Annotated in this window: 13 protein-coding genes and 4 pseudogenes; 11 read left to right on the top strand and 6 right to left on the bottom strand. The window is 65.2% G+C overall.

Going from position 1 to position 14,085, the window contains the following annotated elements:
- The first annotated feature begins 18 nt into the window (after window positions 1-18).
- From surE to rimO, 4 genes and pseudogenes are all read left to right on the top strand, one after another.
- Window positions 19-773, top strand: a pseudogene (gene surE, locus BF95_RS09700) (5'/3'-nucleotidase SurE).
- A 47-nt stretch (window positions 774-820) separates the two neighbouring features.
- Window positions 821-1,864: a M23 family metallopeptidase gene (locus BF95_RS09695; RefSeq protein WP_043151162.1), complete on the top strand. Its 1,044-nt coding sequence runs from the start codon at window positions 821-823 to the stop codon at window positions 1,862-1,864.
- Window positions 1,861-2,907 (top strand): potassium channel family protein, encoded by a 1,047-nt coding sequence (locus BF95_RS09690; protein WP_043151161.1) that lies wholly within the window; start codon window positions 1,861-1,863, stop codon window positions 2,905-2,907. Before BF95_RS09695 ends, BF95_RS09690 begins: the two co-directional genes overlap by 4 nt.
- Window positions 2,908-2,953: 46 nt before the next feature.
- Window positions 2,954-4,335, top strand: a pseudogene (gene rimO, locus BF95_RS09685) (30S ribosomal protein S12 methylthiotransferase RimO).
- Between the two features lie 101 nt (window positions 4,336-4,436).
- On the opposite strand, the gene BF95_RS09680 reads toward rimO, so the two are convergent.
- Together BF95_RS09680 and BF95_RS09675 are read right to left on the bottom strand one after the other, a co-directional pair.
- A complete protein-coding gene (locus BF95_RS09680) occupies window positions 4,437-5,288 on the bottom strand; it encodes a DUF4163 domain-containing protein (RefSeq protein ID WP_235209669.1) in 852 nt (283 codons plus the stop codon).
- Window positions 5,264-5,464: a hypothetical protein gene (locus BF95_RS09675; protein WP_043151158.1), complete on the bottom strand. Its 201-nt coding sequence runs from the start codon at window positions 5,462-5,464 to the stop codon at window positions 5,264-5,266. The genes BF95_RS09680 and BF95_RS09675 overlap by 25 nt, the downstream gene beginning before the upstream one ends.
- Window positions 5,465-5,608: 144 nt before the next feature.
- Here BF95_RS09675 and BF95_RS09670 point away from each other — a divergent pair.
- The 4 genes and pseudogenes from BF95_RS09670 (at window position 5,609) to argC (ending at window position 9,281) form a co-directional block, all read left to right on the top strand.
- A pseudogene (locus BF95_RS09670) lies at window positions 5,609-7,005 on the top strand (leucyl aminopeptidase family protein).
- Between the two features lie 59 nt (window positions 7,006-7,064).
- Complete coding sequence (locus BF95_RS09665; RefSeq protein ID WP_043151157.1) at window positions 7,065-7,472, top strand: MarR family transcriptional regulator; 408 nt, start codon at window positions 7,065-7,067, stop codon at window positions 7,470-7,472.
- Entirely contained in the window at window positions 7,432-8,340 is a 909-nt protein-coding gene (locus BF95_RS09660) for a C40 family peptidase (protein ID WP_043151156.1), read from the top strand. Before BF95_RS09665 ends, BF95_RS09660 begins: the two co-directional genes overlap by 41 nt.
- Entirely contained in the window at window positions 8,337-9,281 is a 945-nt protein-coding gene (gene argC, locus BF95_RS09655; RefSeq protein ID WP_043151155.1) for an N-acetyl-gamma-glutamyl-phosphate reductase, read from the top strand. The genes BF95_RS09660 and argC overlap by 4 nt, the downstream gene beginning before the upstream one ends.
- A gap of 9 nt (window positions 9,282-9,290) precedes the next feature.
- Here the strand turns inward: argC and BF95_RS09650 are convergent, their stop codons facing one another.
- Complete coding sequence (locus BF95_RS09650; RefSeq protein ID WP_043151153.1) at window positions 9,291-9,500, bottom strand: hypothetical protein; 210 nt, start codon at window positions 9,498-9,500, stop codon at window positions 9,291-9,293.
- 229 nt (window positions 9,501-9,729) lie between these two features.
- On the opposite strand from BF95_RS09650, the gene BF95_RS28235 reads away from it, so the two are divergent.
- Window positions 9,730-9,903 carry a hypothetical protein gene (locus BF95_RS28235; RefSeq protein WP_200866931.1) on the top strand — a complete coding sequence of 58 codons (174 nt, stop codon included), beginning with the start codon at window positions 9,730-9,732 and terminating at the stop codon, window positions 9,901-9,903.
- Window positions 9,904-9,954: 51 nt separating this feature from the next.
- Entirely contained in the window at window positions 9,955-11,280 is a 1,326-nt protein-coding gene (locus BF95_RS09645; protein ID WP_043151152.1) for a PQQ-dependent sugar dehydrogenase, read from the top strand.
- A 5-nt stretch (window positions 11,281-11,285) separates the two neighbouring features.
- On the opposite strand, the pseudogene BF95_RS09640 reads toward BF95_RS09645, so the two are convergent.
- A pseudogene (locus BF95_RS09640) lies at window positions 11,286-12,100 on the bottom strand (ATP-binding protein).
- A gap of 110 nt (window positions 12,101-12,210) precedes the next feature.
- Between BF95_RS09640 and BF95_RS09635 the strand changes: the two are divergent.
- Window positions 12,211-13,167 carry an L-threonylcarbamoyladenylate synthase gene (locus tag BF95_RS09635; protein WP_043151218.1) on the top strand — a complete coding sequence of 319 codons (957 nt, stop codon included), beginning with the start codon at window positions 12,211-12,213 and terminating at the stop codon, window positions 13,165-13,167.
- Between the two features lie 20 nt (window positions 13,168-13,187).
- On the opposite strand, the gene BF95_RS09630 is transcribed toward BF95_RS09635, so the two are convergent.
- A complete protein-coding gene (locus BF95_RS09630; RefSeq protein WP_043151151.1) occupies window positions 13,188-13,454 on the bottom strand; it encodes a hypothetical protein in 267 nt (88 codons plus the stop codon).
- A 97-nt stretch (window positions 13,455-13,551) separates the two neighbouring features.
- Window positions 13,552-14,085 carry a peptide-methionine (S)-S-oxide reductase MsrA gene (gene msrA / locus BF95_RS09625; protein WP_043151215.1) on the bottom strand — a complete coding sequence of 178 codons (534 nt, stop codon included), beginning with the start codon at window positions 14,083-14,085 and terminating at the stop codon, window positions 13,552-13,554.

Raw genomic sequence — 14,085 nt, 5'->3', positions numbered from 1 at the left:
GAACGGAGTTTTTTGGCTATGCGTATCCTGTTGACCAATGATGATGGCGTGCATGCCCCGGGCCTCAAGGTGTTGGAGGCGATCGCGCGGACATTGTCCGACGATATCTGGATCGTCGCGCCGAGCGAGGAGCAGTCGGGTGCGGGGCATAGCCTGACGCTGACCCGGCCGCTGCGCATCCGCAAACATGGCGAACAGCATTATAGCGTCACCGGCACCCCGACCGATGCGGTGATGATGGCGGTGGGGCATCTGATGAAGGACGCCAAGCCGGACCTGATCCTGTCGGGCGTCAATCGCGGGGCCAATCTGGCCGAGGACGTGACCTATTCGGGCACGGTCGCCGCCGCGATGGAGGGGACGATTTCGGGCATAAGGTCCATCGCGCTGAGCCAGGTCTATGCCCGATCGGGGATGGGCGACGATGTGCCCTTCGCCGCGGCGGAAGCCTGGGGCGAGAAGGTGCTGCGCCCGCTGATCGCGCTGCCCGTGACGCCGCGCATGTTGTTCAACGTCAATTTGACCCCGACGCGGTCAAGGGCATTCGCGTGGTGCGGCAGGGCTTTCATGATGTCGATCGCACCAAGATCGTCGAGGGCACCGACCCGCGCGGCTATCGCTACTACTGGTTCTCGCTGGGCAGCAGCGATGCGGTGCCCGAAGGCAGCGACCTGGCGGCGATAGCGGAGGGCTATATCACGGTCACGCCGTTGCACTATGACCTGACGCAGGACAGCGCCATGGCGGTAACGGCAGCAGCGTTCCCCGCCTGACCAGACAGGGGGTGGCAAGTCGGCGGCAATGCGATAGACAGGCGCTGATGTTGCGTCCGCACCTCCCGCTTGGCCTTGTTCTTGGCACGCTGCTGCTCAGCGGGTGCATCCCGACCGAGAGCGCCCGCACGCGCGGCGACACGCCGCCGCCGCGTTTGGACGCCGATGCGTCGACCGTGGAATTGGTCGAACAGGAACCGGTATGGACCGCGCAGCAAGTGGTGGCCGATGCGCAGACGGTCGCGGCATCGCGCTATGTCGTGCAGCCGGGCGATACGCTGCTGGGCATCGGCAACCGCACCGGCGTAGGATCGGACATGATCGCGCTGGCCAATGGCCTTGCCCCACCCTTCCTGCTGCGCGCCGGGCAAGCCTTGTCCATCCCCGGCGGCCGCTATCATCAGGTGGCCGAGGGCGAGACCGGGATCGCGATCGCCGCCGCCTATGGCGTGCCCTGGAGTGAGATCGTGACGGTGAACCGGCTGGAGGAACCCTATACGCTGCGGCGCGGACGCCGTCTGCTGCTGCCCGGCAATACGCCGGTGCGCGCGCCCGACCTGGAACAGCGCGCCGCCGCCTTTCGCATCGACATCGATGATGTGCTGACCGGCGGCCAGCCTGCGGCGGCGGAGAATGCGCCGGTGGCGGTGGCGTCCGCCGCGCCCCGGCCGCTGCCGAGCAATGTGCCGATCGCCCAGCCGAGCCGCCTGACCGGCAATTTCGCCTGGCCGGTCAAGGGCAGCATCGTCTCGCGCTTCGGCCCTGGTGCCAGTGGCGCCAAGAATAATGGCATCGACATCGGCGTGTCCGAAGGCACCCCGATCAAGGCGAGCGCCGATGGCGTGATCGCCTATGCCGGGGACAAGGTGGCGGTGTTCGGCGGGCTGGTGCTGATCAACCATGGCAGCAGCTGGGTCAGTGCCTATGGCCATGCCAGCCGCGTCGATGTGGTGCGCGGGCAGAAGGTGACGCGGGGCCAGGTCATCGGCCTGACCGGCGACACCGGCTATGCCAGCCAGCCCAAGCTGCATTTCGAACTGCGCAAGGACCGGGTGCCGGTCAACCCCGTCACCCAGTTGCCGCCGCTATGAACGTCAAGCCACGCGCCACCTCCCCCAGCACCGAGGGGTTCCTGCGTCGGCGTTCGTCGATGCCGATGTGGGTCGACATCACCTGGCGCGTCGGGCTGGTGTTCGGGCTCATCACGCTGGTGCTGGGGCTGCACTGGATCGGCCGCGATGGGTTGAAGGACAATCTCGACGATCATATCAGCTTCATCGACGTGCTGTATTTCACGACTGTCACCGTGACGACCGTGGGCTATGGCGACATCGTCCCGGTCACGCCCGAAGCGCGGCTGTTCGAAGCCTTGTTCGTTACACCGATCCGACTGTTCGTCTGGCTCATCTTTCTGGGCACGGCCTATAATCTCTTCCTCCGCAATATCCTCTACAGGTGGCGCATGGCACGTATTCAGGCCGATCTGCACAATCATATCGTCGTTACCGGTTTTGGCACCAGTGGCCAGGAAGCGGTGCGCGAATTGCTGGCGCGCGGCACCAACCCGCGCGAGATCGTGGTGATCGATGGCAGCGACAAGGCGCTGGAACTGGCCGAGTCGAAAGGCTGCAATGTGTTGTGCGGCGATTCGACCCGCGACAGCGTGTTGAAGGATGTGGCGATCCACCGGGCGCGCAGCATGATCGTGTCGGCCGGGCGCGACGATACCTCGATCCTCATCACGCTGACCGCGCGGCATCTGGCCCCGCGCATTCCGATCAGCATCGTGGTGCGCAACGAAGATAATGAATTGCCCGCGCGGCAAGCCGGCGCGACCACTGTCATCAACCCGGTCAGCTTTGCCGGACTGTTGATGGCGGGCAGCACCAGCGGGAAGCATATTGCCGATTATATGGCCGATCTGGCGGCATCGGGCGGGCGCGTGCGGCTGAACGAGCGGTTGGTTCTGCCCGATGAAATCGGCAAGCCGCTCTCCGCCGTCACCACCGGCCTTGGCGTGCGTGTCTATCGCGACGAGCGGCCGATCGGCTTTTGGGAAGCAGGCGCGCAGGCGCTTCAGACCGGCGATACCATTATCGAAATCGCCGAGGGCGATGGCCAGGACCGGTCGTAACCCGGCACGCTGACGGCGGCGCGTGACATTGCGCGCACAAATCCCTATGTGCGCGACCATCATGGCAACCAAATTTCCTGACGCGCCGAAGATCGGCATGGTTTCGCTCGGCTGTCCCAAAAACCTGGTGGACTCCGAACGCATCCTCACCAAGCTGCGGTCGGACGGCTATCAGATGTCCGCCGATTATGCCGGGGCCGACGTCGTGCTGGTCAACACCTGCGGCTTTCTCGATTCGGCGAAGGAAGAATCGCTGGAGGCGATCGGCGAGGCGATGGCCGAAAATGGCCGCGTCATCGTCACGGGATGCATGGGCGACGAAGCGGACTTGATCCGCGCGAAATTCCCGCAAGTGCTGGCCGTCACCGGCGCGCATCAATATGAGCAGGTGGTCAATGCGGTGCATGATGCATCGCCGCCGATCCCCAACGCCTTTGTCGACCTGGTCCCCGAAGGTGGCCTCAAACTGACGCCGCGCCATTACAGCTATTTGAAGATTTCCGAAGGCTGCAACCATCGCTGCTCCTTCTGCATCATCCCCTCGATCCGGGGCGATCTGGTATCGCGGCGCATCGACGCGGTGCTGCGCGAGGCGGAAAAGCTGGTGTCGGCGGGGACGAAGGAATTGCTGGTCATCAGCCAGGATACGTCGGCCTATGGCGTCGATACAAGGCATGAGCCGCGCCAGTGGAAGGGCCGCGAGGTGCGCGCACACATGACCGACATGGCGCGCGAACTCGGCCAGTTGCGGGACGCGGACGGCAACGCCCCCTGGGTGCGGCTGCACTATGTCTATCCCTATCCCCATGTCGATCAGGTCATTCCGCTGATGGCGCAAGGGCTGCTGACGCCTTATCTCGATATCCCGTTCCAGCATGCATCGCCGTCGGTGCTGAAAGCGATGAAGCGCCCCGCCAATGAAGCCAAGGTGCTGGATCGCATCCATAAATGGCGCGCGATCTGCCCCGACATCACGATCCGGTCGAGCTTCGTCGTGGGCTTCCCCGGCGAGACGGAGGCGGATTTCCAATATCTGCTCGACTGGCTTGATGAGGCGCAGCTGGACCGTGTCGGCGCGTTCCGCTTCGAACCGGTCGAAGGGGCTGCGGCCAACGCCCTGCCCGGCGCGGTGCCCGAAGCGGTCAAGGAAGAACGCTATCAGCGGATCATGCAAAGACCGCCGCGATCAGCGCCGCCAAGCTGGCGGCGAAGGTCGGGCGCGTGCTGCCGGTGATAATTGACGAAGTCGGCGAGCCGGACGAGGAGGATGGCAGCATCGGTGCCACCGCGCGGTCACAGGCCGATGCGCCGGAAATCGACGGCAATGTGTTTTTGCGCGATGTCGGCGAAGGGCGGAAGGCGGGCGATATTTTCGGCGTGCTGATCGAGGATGCCGATGAGCATGATCTTTATGGCGTGCCGGTTTAGTTCAGGAATGCCCGTCATCCCGGCGAAAGCCGGGATCCCGCTTCTTTTATGGTGCTAGAAAAAAGATAGGGAGATCCCAGCTTTCGCTGGGATGACGGGGTTTACTCTACCGCCACGAACGCATCGCGATAGTCGGGTTTGATCGCATCGCGCATCGCCGCGTCCACCGGCAGCGCGACTTCATAGCTGCCCTCGGCATAGGGTCCGGCGCTATAGGGGCCGACGACCACGGTCAGACCGTCGATCAGTTTCCCATCCTTCGATGTCGGCACCAGCACCTGTTCCATCGGGTCGATACATTGGGTGAAGTCATCGTCACCGCGCACGACAGGTTCGCCCCGTTTTTCGGCGCGTTGCTGGTCGAGTATGGCGCAGAAACGGTCGCGGATCGCGGTGGAGAAGGCAGCGGGTGCCGTCATCAGCGCCTTGACGCTGGTTTCGCGGCTGCGCGCCTTGTCCCATAGCACCACGTCATAGGCGCTCATGCCATGCGCGCCGCCTGTATAGACATAGGTTTGCGACTGGAGCGCGAGGAAGCGGGGCGTGTCGGCCGTAACGCTCCAACTTGTTTCCAGGCTGTGCGGGCGGAAGGGATAGCCGGACTGTTTCGCGCTGGCGCTGTCTTCCTTCGCCATTTTCAGCGCATCGGCCTTGGTCGCGGCCATCTCACGCGCGAACTTGTCGACCAACGCGGGGACGGCGGCGGCCTCCGCCGGATAAGCGTAGGCGAATTCGAGGCCGCCCGCCGTTTCCTTGACCGCAAAGGGCTTGGAGGGCGGCGCGGGCGGCGGTGTGCCCGCCATGCGATCGGCATAGCGGGCGGCGGCTTCATTTTCGGCCGCATTGCCCTCGACCGTGTCGGATGACGGGGCACAGGCTGCGACCAGCAGCGCAGCGGCCAGGCCGCCTATCGCATAGGCCTGCCGCATCAATGCGCCTGCGCCATGCGGCATCGTTCGCCGACCGCCTTGCGCGCATATTCGCTATCGAGCGCCTGCGCGGCGTTCGGCCAGCCTTCCGCGATCAGCGCCTGTTCGACGGCGCGAATGGTGTCGAATTTCCCGGTTTCCGCGAGCGTATAGGCGCGCGCGCGAAGGGCCTGAAGGCCGCGGTCGTCTGCATGAAGCATCGTCACTCTCCTTTGGCTATGGTTATGCGCCAAAGGCTAGGCCCACGCGCGCGATAGTGCAAAGGAAGAAAGGGCCGGACGTGCGGGGCGGGCGATGAATGTTTCGCCTTCCCTTGACGCGCGCCTTTCCCTTACATGCCTGCCATGACCGATTTTGCCGATTGCATCAAAGCCGACACTGGCCAGCCTGCCCATATCATCCACCTGGTCGAGGCCAAGGCGCTGGACGCTTGGCTCGCGACCCGCCCGGACCAGACCCGCGCGCTGCTGGCGGCACAGAAATTCCGGGCCAAGCCGCATGAGACGGCGATCCTGCCAGCCGAGCGCGAGGGCGACTGGATGGTCGTTGCCGGGGTAGCGGATAAGGGGGCGCTTGGCCCCTGGTGCCTGGCGCGCCTGGCCGAGACGCTGCCCGAAGGGCGCTATCGCCTGGCCGAGGGATCGCCCGGTGCGGCGATGCTAGGCTGGCTGCTGGCGCAGCATCGGTTCGACCGCTACCGCCGCGAGGATAATGTGGTGGGGTCGCGCCAGTTGCTGACCAGCGACGTCGCGCGGATCGCGCCGGCGATCGATCTGGCGCGGGCGGTCGCGCTGGTGCGGGATCTGGTGAACACGCCCGCCGCCGATATGGGGCCGGCCGAACTGGAAGCGGCAACCGAAACCGTCGCCAAACCCTTTGGCGCGACGGTCGTGGTCACGCGCGGCGATGCTCTGGCGCAGGGCTATCCGATGATCCACGCGGTCGGGCGGGCCGCCGACCGGCACTTCGCCCCGCGCCTCATCGAACTCAACTGGGGCGATCCGGCTGCGCCGCGCATCGCCATCGTCGGCAAGGGCATCAGCTTCGACAGCGGTGGGCTGGACATCAAGCCGTCGTCGGGCATGCGCCTGATGAAGAAGGATATGGGCGGCGCGGCGCATGCGCTGGCGCTGGCGCAGCTTATCATGGCGGCGCGGCTGCCGGTGCGGCTGCACCTGCTGATCCCGGCGGCAGAAAATGCGATCAGCGGCAACGCCTTCCGCCCCGGCGACATATTGCGCAGCCGCAAGGGGCTGACGGTCGAGATCGGCAATACCGATGCCGAAGGGCGGCTGGTGCTGGGCGACGCGCTGGCCCGCGCGGCGGAGGAGAAGCCGGAACTGATCGTCGATTTCGCGACGCTGACCGGCGCGGCGCGAGTCGCGGTCGGGCCGGACCTGCCTGCCCTGTTCGCCAATGACGACGGACTGGCGACCGATCTGGCCCAGGCCGGGACGGATGTGGACGATCCGACCTGGCGGCTGCCTTTGTGGGAGGCTATGCCGATATGCTCAAGTCCGACATCGCCGACATCAACAATGCGGGCGAAGGCGGATTTGCCGGCGCGATCACCGCTGCTTTGTTCCTGCAGCGTTTCGTGCCCGACGATACGCCATGGCTGCATCTCGATACCTTCGCCTGGCGGCCATCGGCCAAGCCCGGCCGCCCGAAAGGCGGCGAAGCGCTGGGGATGCGCGCGGTGTTCCGCCTGCTGCAGCAGCGTTACTGGCCGGATACGTAAAGCGTCACATTCCGCCTGGACGTTACGCAACCGGATTGGGCATCATGCGTTAAGCCCGCATGAACGTCCTCACAGCACAAGATCAGGTTGCCGCCATTGAACGCCCCGGGGTTCAGCCGCTTCGCCACTGGATGCGGACGCTGGTGGATTATGTCCGGTCGGGGAAACCCGACCTCACCAACCGTCAGATGGCGTTGATGATGACCGTCTATATCGGGGCCGGGCCGCATACGGTGCGCGGTCTTGCGGAAGCGCTGCACGTGTCCAAGCCCGTCATTACCCGCGCACTGAACAAATTATCGGCGCTGGGTTATCTCCGTCGCGAGCGCGATGTGGCCGATCGGCGCAATATTTTCATCACCCGGACCCCCAAAGGGGCGGAATTCCTTGACGCCTTTCATCATTTCATCGCAGGAACCGCGCGCGATGATAGGCACGACAACAGCAAAGCGGAACGCACCGCCTGAAAGAAGCCGGTTCAAGCTGGACGGCCGTTCGGTCGCGCTTGACCGCCGTATTCATGCCGCCCGGGGCGACCTGGCCGACCTGGCGCTGGCGGGCATTTTGTTTTCCGCCCATTATGCGCGCGCGGTCCCCTTGACTTGCGTCATGCCTGGCACGCCGATCCTGTCGGCTCCCTCCCCCGGTGCCGAAGCCGTCACCGAACTTTTGCGTGGCGAAACCTTCCATGCGCTTGACGTGATGACGGACTGGGCCTGGGGCTTTTGCGGCCATGACGGCTATGTCGGCTATATCCGCCGCGAGGCGCTGGACGTCGCCGAAACGGCGAGCCACCGCATCGTGGCGCAGACAGCGCCCCTGTTTCGCAAGCCCGATATCAAGTCGCAAGTGTTGGACTATTGGCCCATGGGCGCGCTGTTTACCGGGGAGGTCGAGGGCGCGTTTCTCAGCTGCGCCGAAGGCTATATCCACGTCCGCCACGCCGCACCGATCAGCGACCCGGCCACCGATTGGGTTGCGATCGCCGAACGCTACCTGGGCCAGCCCTATGTGTGGGGCGGGCGCGGGCATCGCGGGATCGACTGTTCGGGCCTGGTGCAGGTCGCGCTTGGCCAGTGCGGCATGGCGGTGCCGCGCGACACCGACCTGCAATGCGAAGGCATCGGCCTGCCGATCGAGAGCGACGCGGCGCTGCGCCGAGGCGACCTGATTTTCTTTCCGGGCCATGTCGGCATCATGACCGATGGCAAGACGTTGCTGCACGCCAACGCGCATTGGATGGCGGTGGTCAAGGAGCCGCTGGCCGATGTCGTCGCGCGTCTGGCCGACGACCATGCCCAACCCATCATCGCACGGCGGAGGATCGGCGCATGAGCCATACTATCTTTATCGACGGCGGCGTCGGCACGACCGGCATCGAAATCGGCGACCGGCTGGCGGGCCGCCCCGAATTGTCGCTCATCACGCTGGATGAGAAGGACCGCAAGGATGCGGCGGCGCGGCGCGATGCGCTGAACGCGGCCGATATCGTGATCCTGTGCCTGCCCGACGATGCGGCGCGCGAGGCCGTAGCCTTGATCGACAATGATCATACGCGGGTGATCGACGCATCGACGGCGCATCGCGTGGCGGATGGGTGGACCTATGGTTTCCCCGAACTGGAGCCGGGCCATCGCGAAAAGCTCGCGGCTTCGCGCTTCGTGGCCAACCCCGGCTGCTGGCCGACCGGCTTTCTGGCGCTCATTCGGCCGCTGACGCTTGCGGGACTGGTGCCTGCCGACTGGCCAGTGACCGTGTCGGGCGCATCGGGCTATTCGGGCGGCGGCAAGGCGATGATCGCCGAATATGAAGGGGCAGAGGGCGCACCGACGGCGTTCCGCGCCTATGGGCTTGGCCTTGGTCACAAACATGTGCCCGAAATGACCCGCTATTCCGGGCTGGTCCATCCCCCCCTGTTCGCACCGGCCGTCGCCAACGGCTATCGCGGCATGGTGGTGGAAGTGCCGCTGCAACTACGCGCCATGCCGGGTGCGCCGTCGCTGGAGGACGTGCATGCGGCTCTGGCGGACGCCTATGCCGGGTCGCCGCTGGTCAGCGTCGCGCCCTTGAGCGAAAGCGCCGCGATGGGACAGGTCGAACTGGAACATGTCGGCGCGACCGACCGGTTGGCGCTGTTCGTGTTCGGCCATGCCGACAGCGGTCAGGCGCGGCTGGTGGCGGCGCTCGACAATCTGGGCAAGGGCGCGGCCGGGGCGGCGGTGCAAAATCTCAACATTCTAGCGGGCCTGCCCGAAACGGCGGGCTTGCGGCTCTAAGGCCGCCGGTCAATGAATGGTGCCGAGCGGCCGGTCATGGGCCAGCAGGACGATCAACCGCTCGATCTGACGCCAGTGGCAAAAATGGATATGATTGCCAAGGTCGAGGCTGCGGTCGGCACGGGCGGCGGCTTCATAGCCCGCATCGGCACCGAATATCGCCATCAGCTCGGTCGCATCCTCATAGCTCTTTCGACCCGAAAGATATGGTAGCTGCATTGGGACCCCCGATATTATTGTAATAGGATATTGGGGCAAGTCTTTCAATTGCCGTGCCATTTCCTCGCTTTGGCTCTGATGGCGGGCCAACATCGTGAACGGGGCGTTAGCCAAGTCCCATTGCGGGACAGTGCGTCCTGCAATGGCACCGCCTGTCCCGAAACGACGCCCTTACGATCGTCGATCAAAGCCGCTGGCATTGGCCGCTGCGCCGTGGCAAGGGCAATCCATGACGAACCGCAAGAAAGACCCCACCGGCGCGGGCGCCATCATCGCCTTCCTGATCCTGGGCGGCGCGATCACGGGCGGATTGATGGGACAGCCCAGCATCGGCCTGCTGTCTGGGCTGGCGCTCGGTATCCTGATCGCCGTGCTGCTATGGCTGCGTGAACGCGACAAATAAGCCCGCCCGTCCGCCTTGCCCGGCGCGGCGCGGCGACATAAATGGGATGGCATGAACAAGCATCTGATCGCCCTCCCCCTCATCGCCGTGGCCGTCACCGGCGGCGCGTTCCTGTATCTCGCGCAGGGGGACACGTCGCAATTGCCGCCTGGCGCGGATACGGGGCGCGAACCGACCATCACCAGGCCACGCAGCGAGATGATCCCGACGATCAATATCGCCGAGGTCAAGCCATGGACCGGCGGGGAACAGCCAGTTGCGGCACAGGGTCTAAGCGTGGCGCGCTTTGCCGATGGTCTCGCCCATCCCCGCGCCATGCTGCGCCTGCCCAATGGCGACATATTGGTGGCGGAAACCAACAGCCCGCCCCGGCCCAAGGACGGGATCGTCCAGCGCGTGATGAACTATCTGATGGCGAAGGCTGGCGCGGGCGATCCATCGGCCAATCGCATCACCCTGCTGCGCGATGCCGATGGCGATGGCCGCGCCGAAACGAAGACGCCGTTTCTCAGCGGTCTCAATTCGCCCTATGGCATGGCGCTGGTCGGCGACACGCTCTACGTCGCCAACACCGACGCGCTGATGGCCTTTCCCTATAAGCCGGGCGACCTGAAAATCAGCGTGGCGGGGCGCAAGATCCTGAACCTGCCCGCCCAGGCCCCCAATATGCATTGGACCCGCAGCCTGGCGGCTGGCCCCGATGGGCTGCTGTATGTCGGTGTCGGGTCCAACAGCAATATCGGCGAAAACGGGATGGAGACCGAGACCAACCGCGCGTCCGTGCTGGAGGTCAATCCCAAGGATGGCAGCTATCGCATCTTCGCGTCGGGCCTGCGCAATCCCGTGGGCCTCGCCTTCGAGCCCACCAGCGGCGCGCTGTGGGGCGTGGTCAATGAGCGCGACATGCTGGGCGCCGATCTCGTCCCCGACTATCTGACGCGGGTGGAATTTGGCGGCTTTTATGGCTGGCCGTGGAATTATTGGGGCGGTTATGAGGATCGCCGGGTCCAGCCGCAGCGGCCGGAGCTGCGCGAATATACCAAGCGTCCCGATTATGCGCTGGGCAATCATGTTGCGCCGCTGGGGCTGACCTTCGCCGACACGGTAACGCTGGGCGCGCCCTACACCGATGGCGCGTTCGTTGGCCTGCACGGCAGTTGGAACCGCAAGCCGGCGGCAGGCTATAAGGTCGTGTTCGTGGGCTTTGCCGATGGCGAGGCCGGCAAGGCCAAGCCGGTCGATGTGTTGACGGGCTTTCTCGACGCCGATGGCAATGCGCGCGGCCGCCCGGTCGATGTGACTGCGGACGCCAAGGGCGCGCTGCTGGTCAGCGACGATGTCGGCGGCGTGGTGTGGCGAGTGGTGAAGGCGAACTGACGCCTTCAGACCGTCAGCCCGTGCCGCCCCGCCAGTTCGACCACATATTGCCAGGCGACGCGGCCTGACCGGCTGCCGCGCTGGGTCGACCATTGGATCGCTTCCAGCGGGTCGAAGGCCACGCCCAGCTTGGCCGCATAACCGCGCACGATCGCGACATAGGCATCCTGGTCGAGCGCGTGGAAGCCAAGGCTGAGCCCGAAACGGTCGGACAGCGCCATCCGGTCGTCCACCACGTCGCGCGGATTGATCGGGTCATCCTGTTCCGACAGGTGCCGGGGGACGATGTGGCGGCGGTTGGAGGTGACATAGAGGCGGACATGGGCAGGCCGCGCCGCCGTGCCGCCTTGAAGAAGCGAACGCAGGGTCCGGGCATCACCCACGCCCTCGTCGAAGCCGAGATCATCGAGGAACAGGATGAAGGGCCGGTCGGTCTCACGCAGCCGTGAAAAGAGCGCAGGAAGCGTGGCCAGCGCATCGGTCGCGCATTGCAGCAGGGCGATGCCCTGCCCTTCTTTTTGCAGTTCGCCCACGACCGACGCCACCACGGCCGACTTGCCCGTGCCCCGTGCGCCCCAGAGCAGGGCGTCATGCGCGGCATGGCCAGCCGCCAGGCGGCGGCTATTTTCCAGCAAGGCGCTTTTTTGCGCGTCGATGCCGGTCAGCAGGGCATAATCGACCGGGGCGAAGGCCTCAACCGCCTGGATGGCATGGCCGTCCCACATATAGGCCGGATATGCGGAGAGATCAGCGGACGCCTGGCGGGCGGCGCAAGCCGGTCGAGCGCGTCGGCAATGCGGGTCAGGAGAGCATCATTCATGTCGCGGGCTTAATCAGCGATCGTCGGCACGGCAAGCGCGCACGCCAATGTCATTCTCCTGTCGCAATGGACTTTTACCCGGAGTGTCATGGGTCTATATCGCGGGGACCGTGACCATCGCCAATCCAGCCTATTCGACCAAATCCTGCCGCTATGGCGCCGAGGCGCTGCGCGAGGCGGCGCTATTGATCCGTGCGGGGGAACCCGTGGCGGTCCCCACCGAGACGGTCTATGGCCTGGCCGCCGATGCCACCGACAGCAATGCCGTCGCGGCGATCTACAGCGCCAAGGGCCGACCTAGCTTCAACCCCTTGATCGTCCATGTTTCCGACCGTGTGATGGCCGAGCGGCTGGCGGACTTCTCCCCGGTCGCCATGCGCCTTGCCGATCGCTTCTGGCCTGGGCCTTTGACTTTGGTGTTGCCGGTACGCGCGGATAGCGGGCTGTCGCCGCTGGTGATGGCGGGCCTGCCCACCGTCGCGCTGCGCCTGCCCGCGCATCCCGCGATGCGCGCGCTGATCCGCGAAAGCGGGCGGCCGCTCGCGGCGCCCTCGGCCAATCGCAGCGGATCGATCAGCCCAACGCGCGCCGAACATGTGCTGGCCAGCCTGAATGGCAAGGTGCGGATGATATTGGACGAAGGGCCGACCAGCGAAGGCGTGGAATCGACCATCGCCGCGCCGGATATCGACCAGGTGCGTCTGCTGCGGCCCGGCCCGGTGACGGCCAAGATGCTGGAAGAGGCAAGCGGGCTTCCCGTTGTCATCGGCGATGGCGCGCACAAGATCGAAGCGCCCGGCCAGCTGGAGAGCCATTATGCGCCGTCCAAGCCGGTGCGGCTCAATGCGATGCGGGCCGAAAAGGATGAATATCTGATCGGCTTCGGCCTGATGCCCTGCCACATCAACCTGAGCCCCGACGCCAATGTGCGGGAGGCCGCCGCGAGCCTGTTCGCGGCGCTGCACATCGCCGACGCTGCTGCGGCGGGGAAGATCGCGGTCGCGCCCATCCCGATGGAGGGCATCGGCGCGGCGATCAACGACAGGTTGAAACGCGCGGCGGCTTGAGCCACCGCAAGATCAGCCTGTTAGCCGCAATTATCGTATCCTGCCTCGCGGCATTGCTTGCGCCGTTCCTTGTCGGCCTTCTTGCGCGCCTTGCCCTCGCGCGCTTCCTGTTCGCGCATCTTGCGGCCGTAGTTGCGATCCGACTCGTCCTGGCTCGTGGTTGCCCAGTCCGCGGCTTGCGCGCCAGCGCGCACGGGCAGGGTCACGACATCCAGAGCGGCCTTCGCCACACAGCCAGGAAGCATGACCAGCATCAGCGGTGCGGCGATCCCTATTAGCTTCGTCATCTTTCAGCCCCCGATTTGGTTCACCGCCGATATGGCGTGGCGGACAGTAGCGCCAAGCCAGGGACGAAGCAAAGGGCGATGAACCGTCGCGGGCCGATCAGGCGTCGATGCGCGCGGCAAAGCCCTTGCGCAATTTGGCGAGCTTGGGCGGGATCACCGCCACGCAATAGGGATTGCTCTCACCGACCCGCTCCCAATATTTCTGGTGATAATCCTCCGCCGGATACCAGGGGCCATCCTCTTCGATCGTGGTGACGATCGGGTCGGTCTGGTCTCCCTGCGCCCGTTCGATCGCGGCGCGCGCCTGTTCCGTCTGCTCCGGCGAATGGGGGAAGATGGCGGAGCGATATTGGGTGCCGACATCATTGCCCTGCCGGTTCAGCGTCGTCGGATTATGCGTCGCAAAGAAGATGTCCAGCAGGTCGGCATAGCTGATGACAGAGGGGTCGAAGCTGATGCGGATCGCTTCGGCATGACCCGTCGAGCCCGAACAAACCTGTTCGTAGGTCGGATAAGCGGGCGCGCCGCCGATATAGCCACTCTCGACGCTGCTGACGCCCTTGAGGTTCTGATACACCGCCTCGGTACACCAGAAGCATCCACCGGCCAGCGTTGCAATTTCCTGCGTCAT

Origin of the sequence: Sphingobium sp. Ant17, from assembly GCF_000588875.1 — a bacterium.
GTDB lineage: Bacteria > Pseudomonadota > Alphaproteobacteria > Sphingomonadales > Sphingomonadaceae > Sphingobium.
The sequence above is the reverse complement of the archived record's forward strand: the minus strand, read 5'-3'. Positions and strand labels throughout refer to the sequence as shown.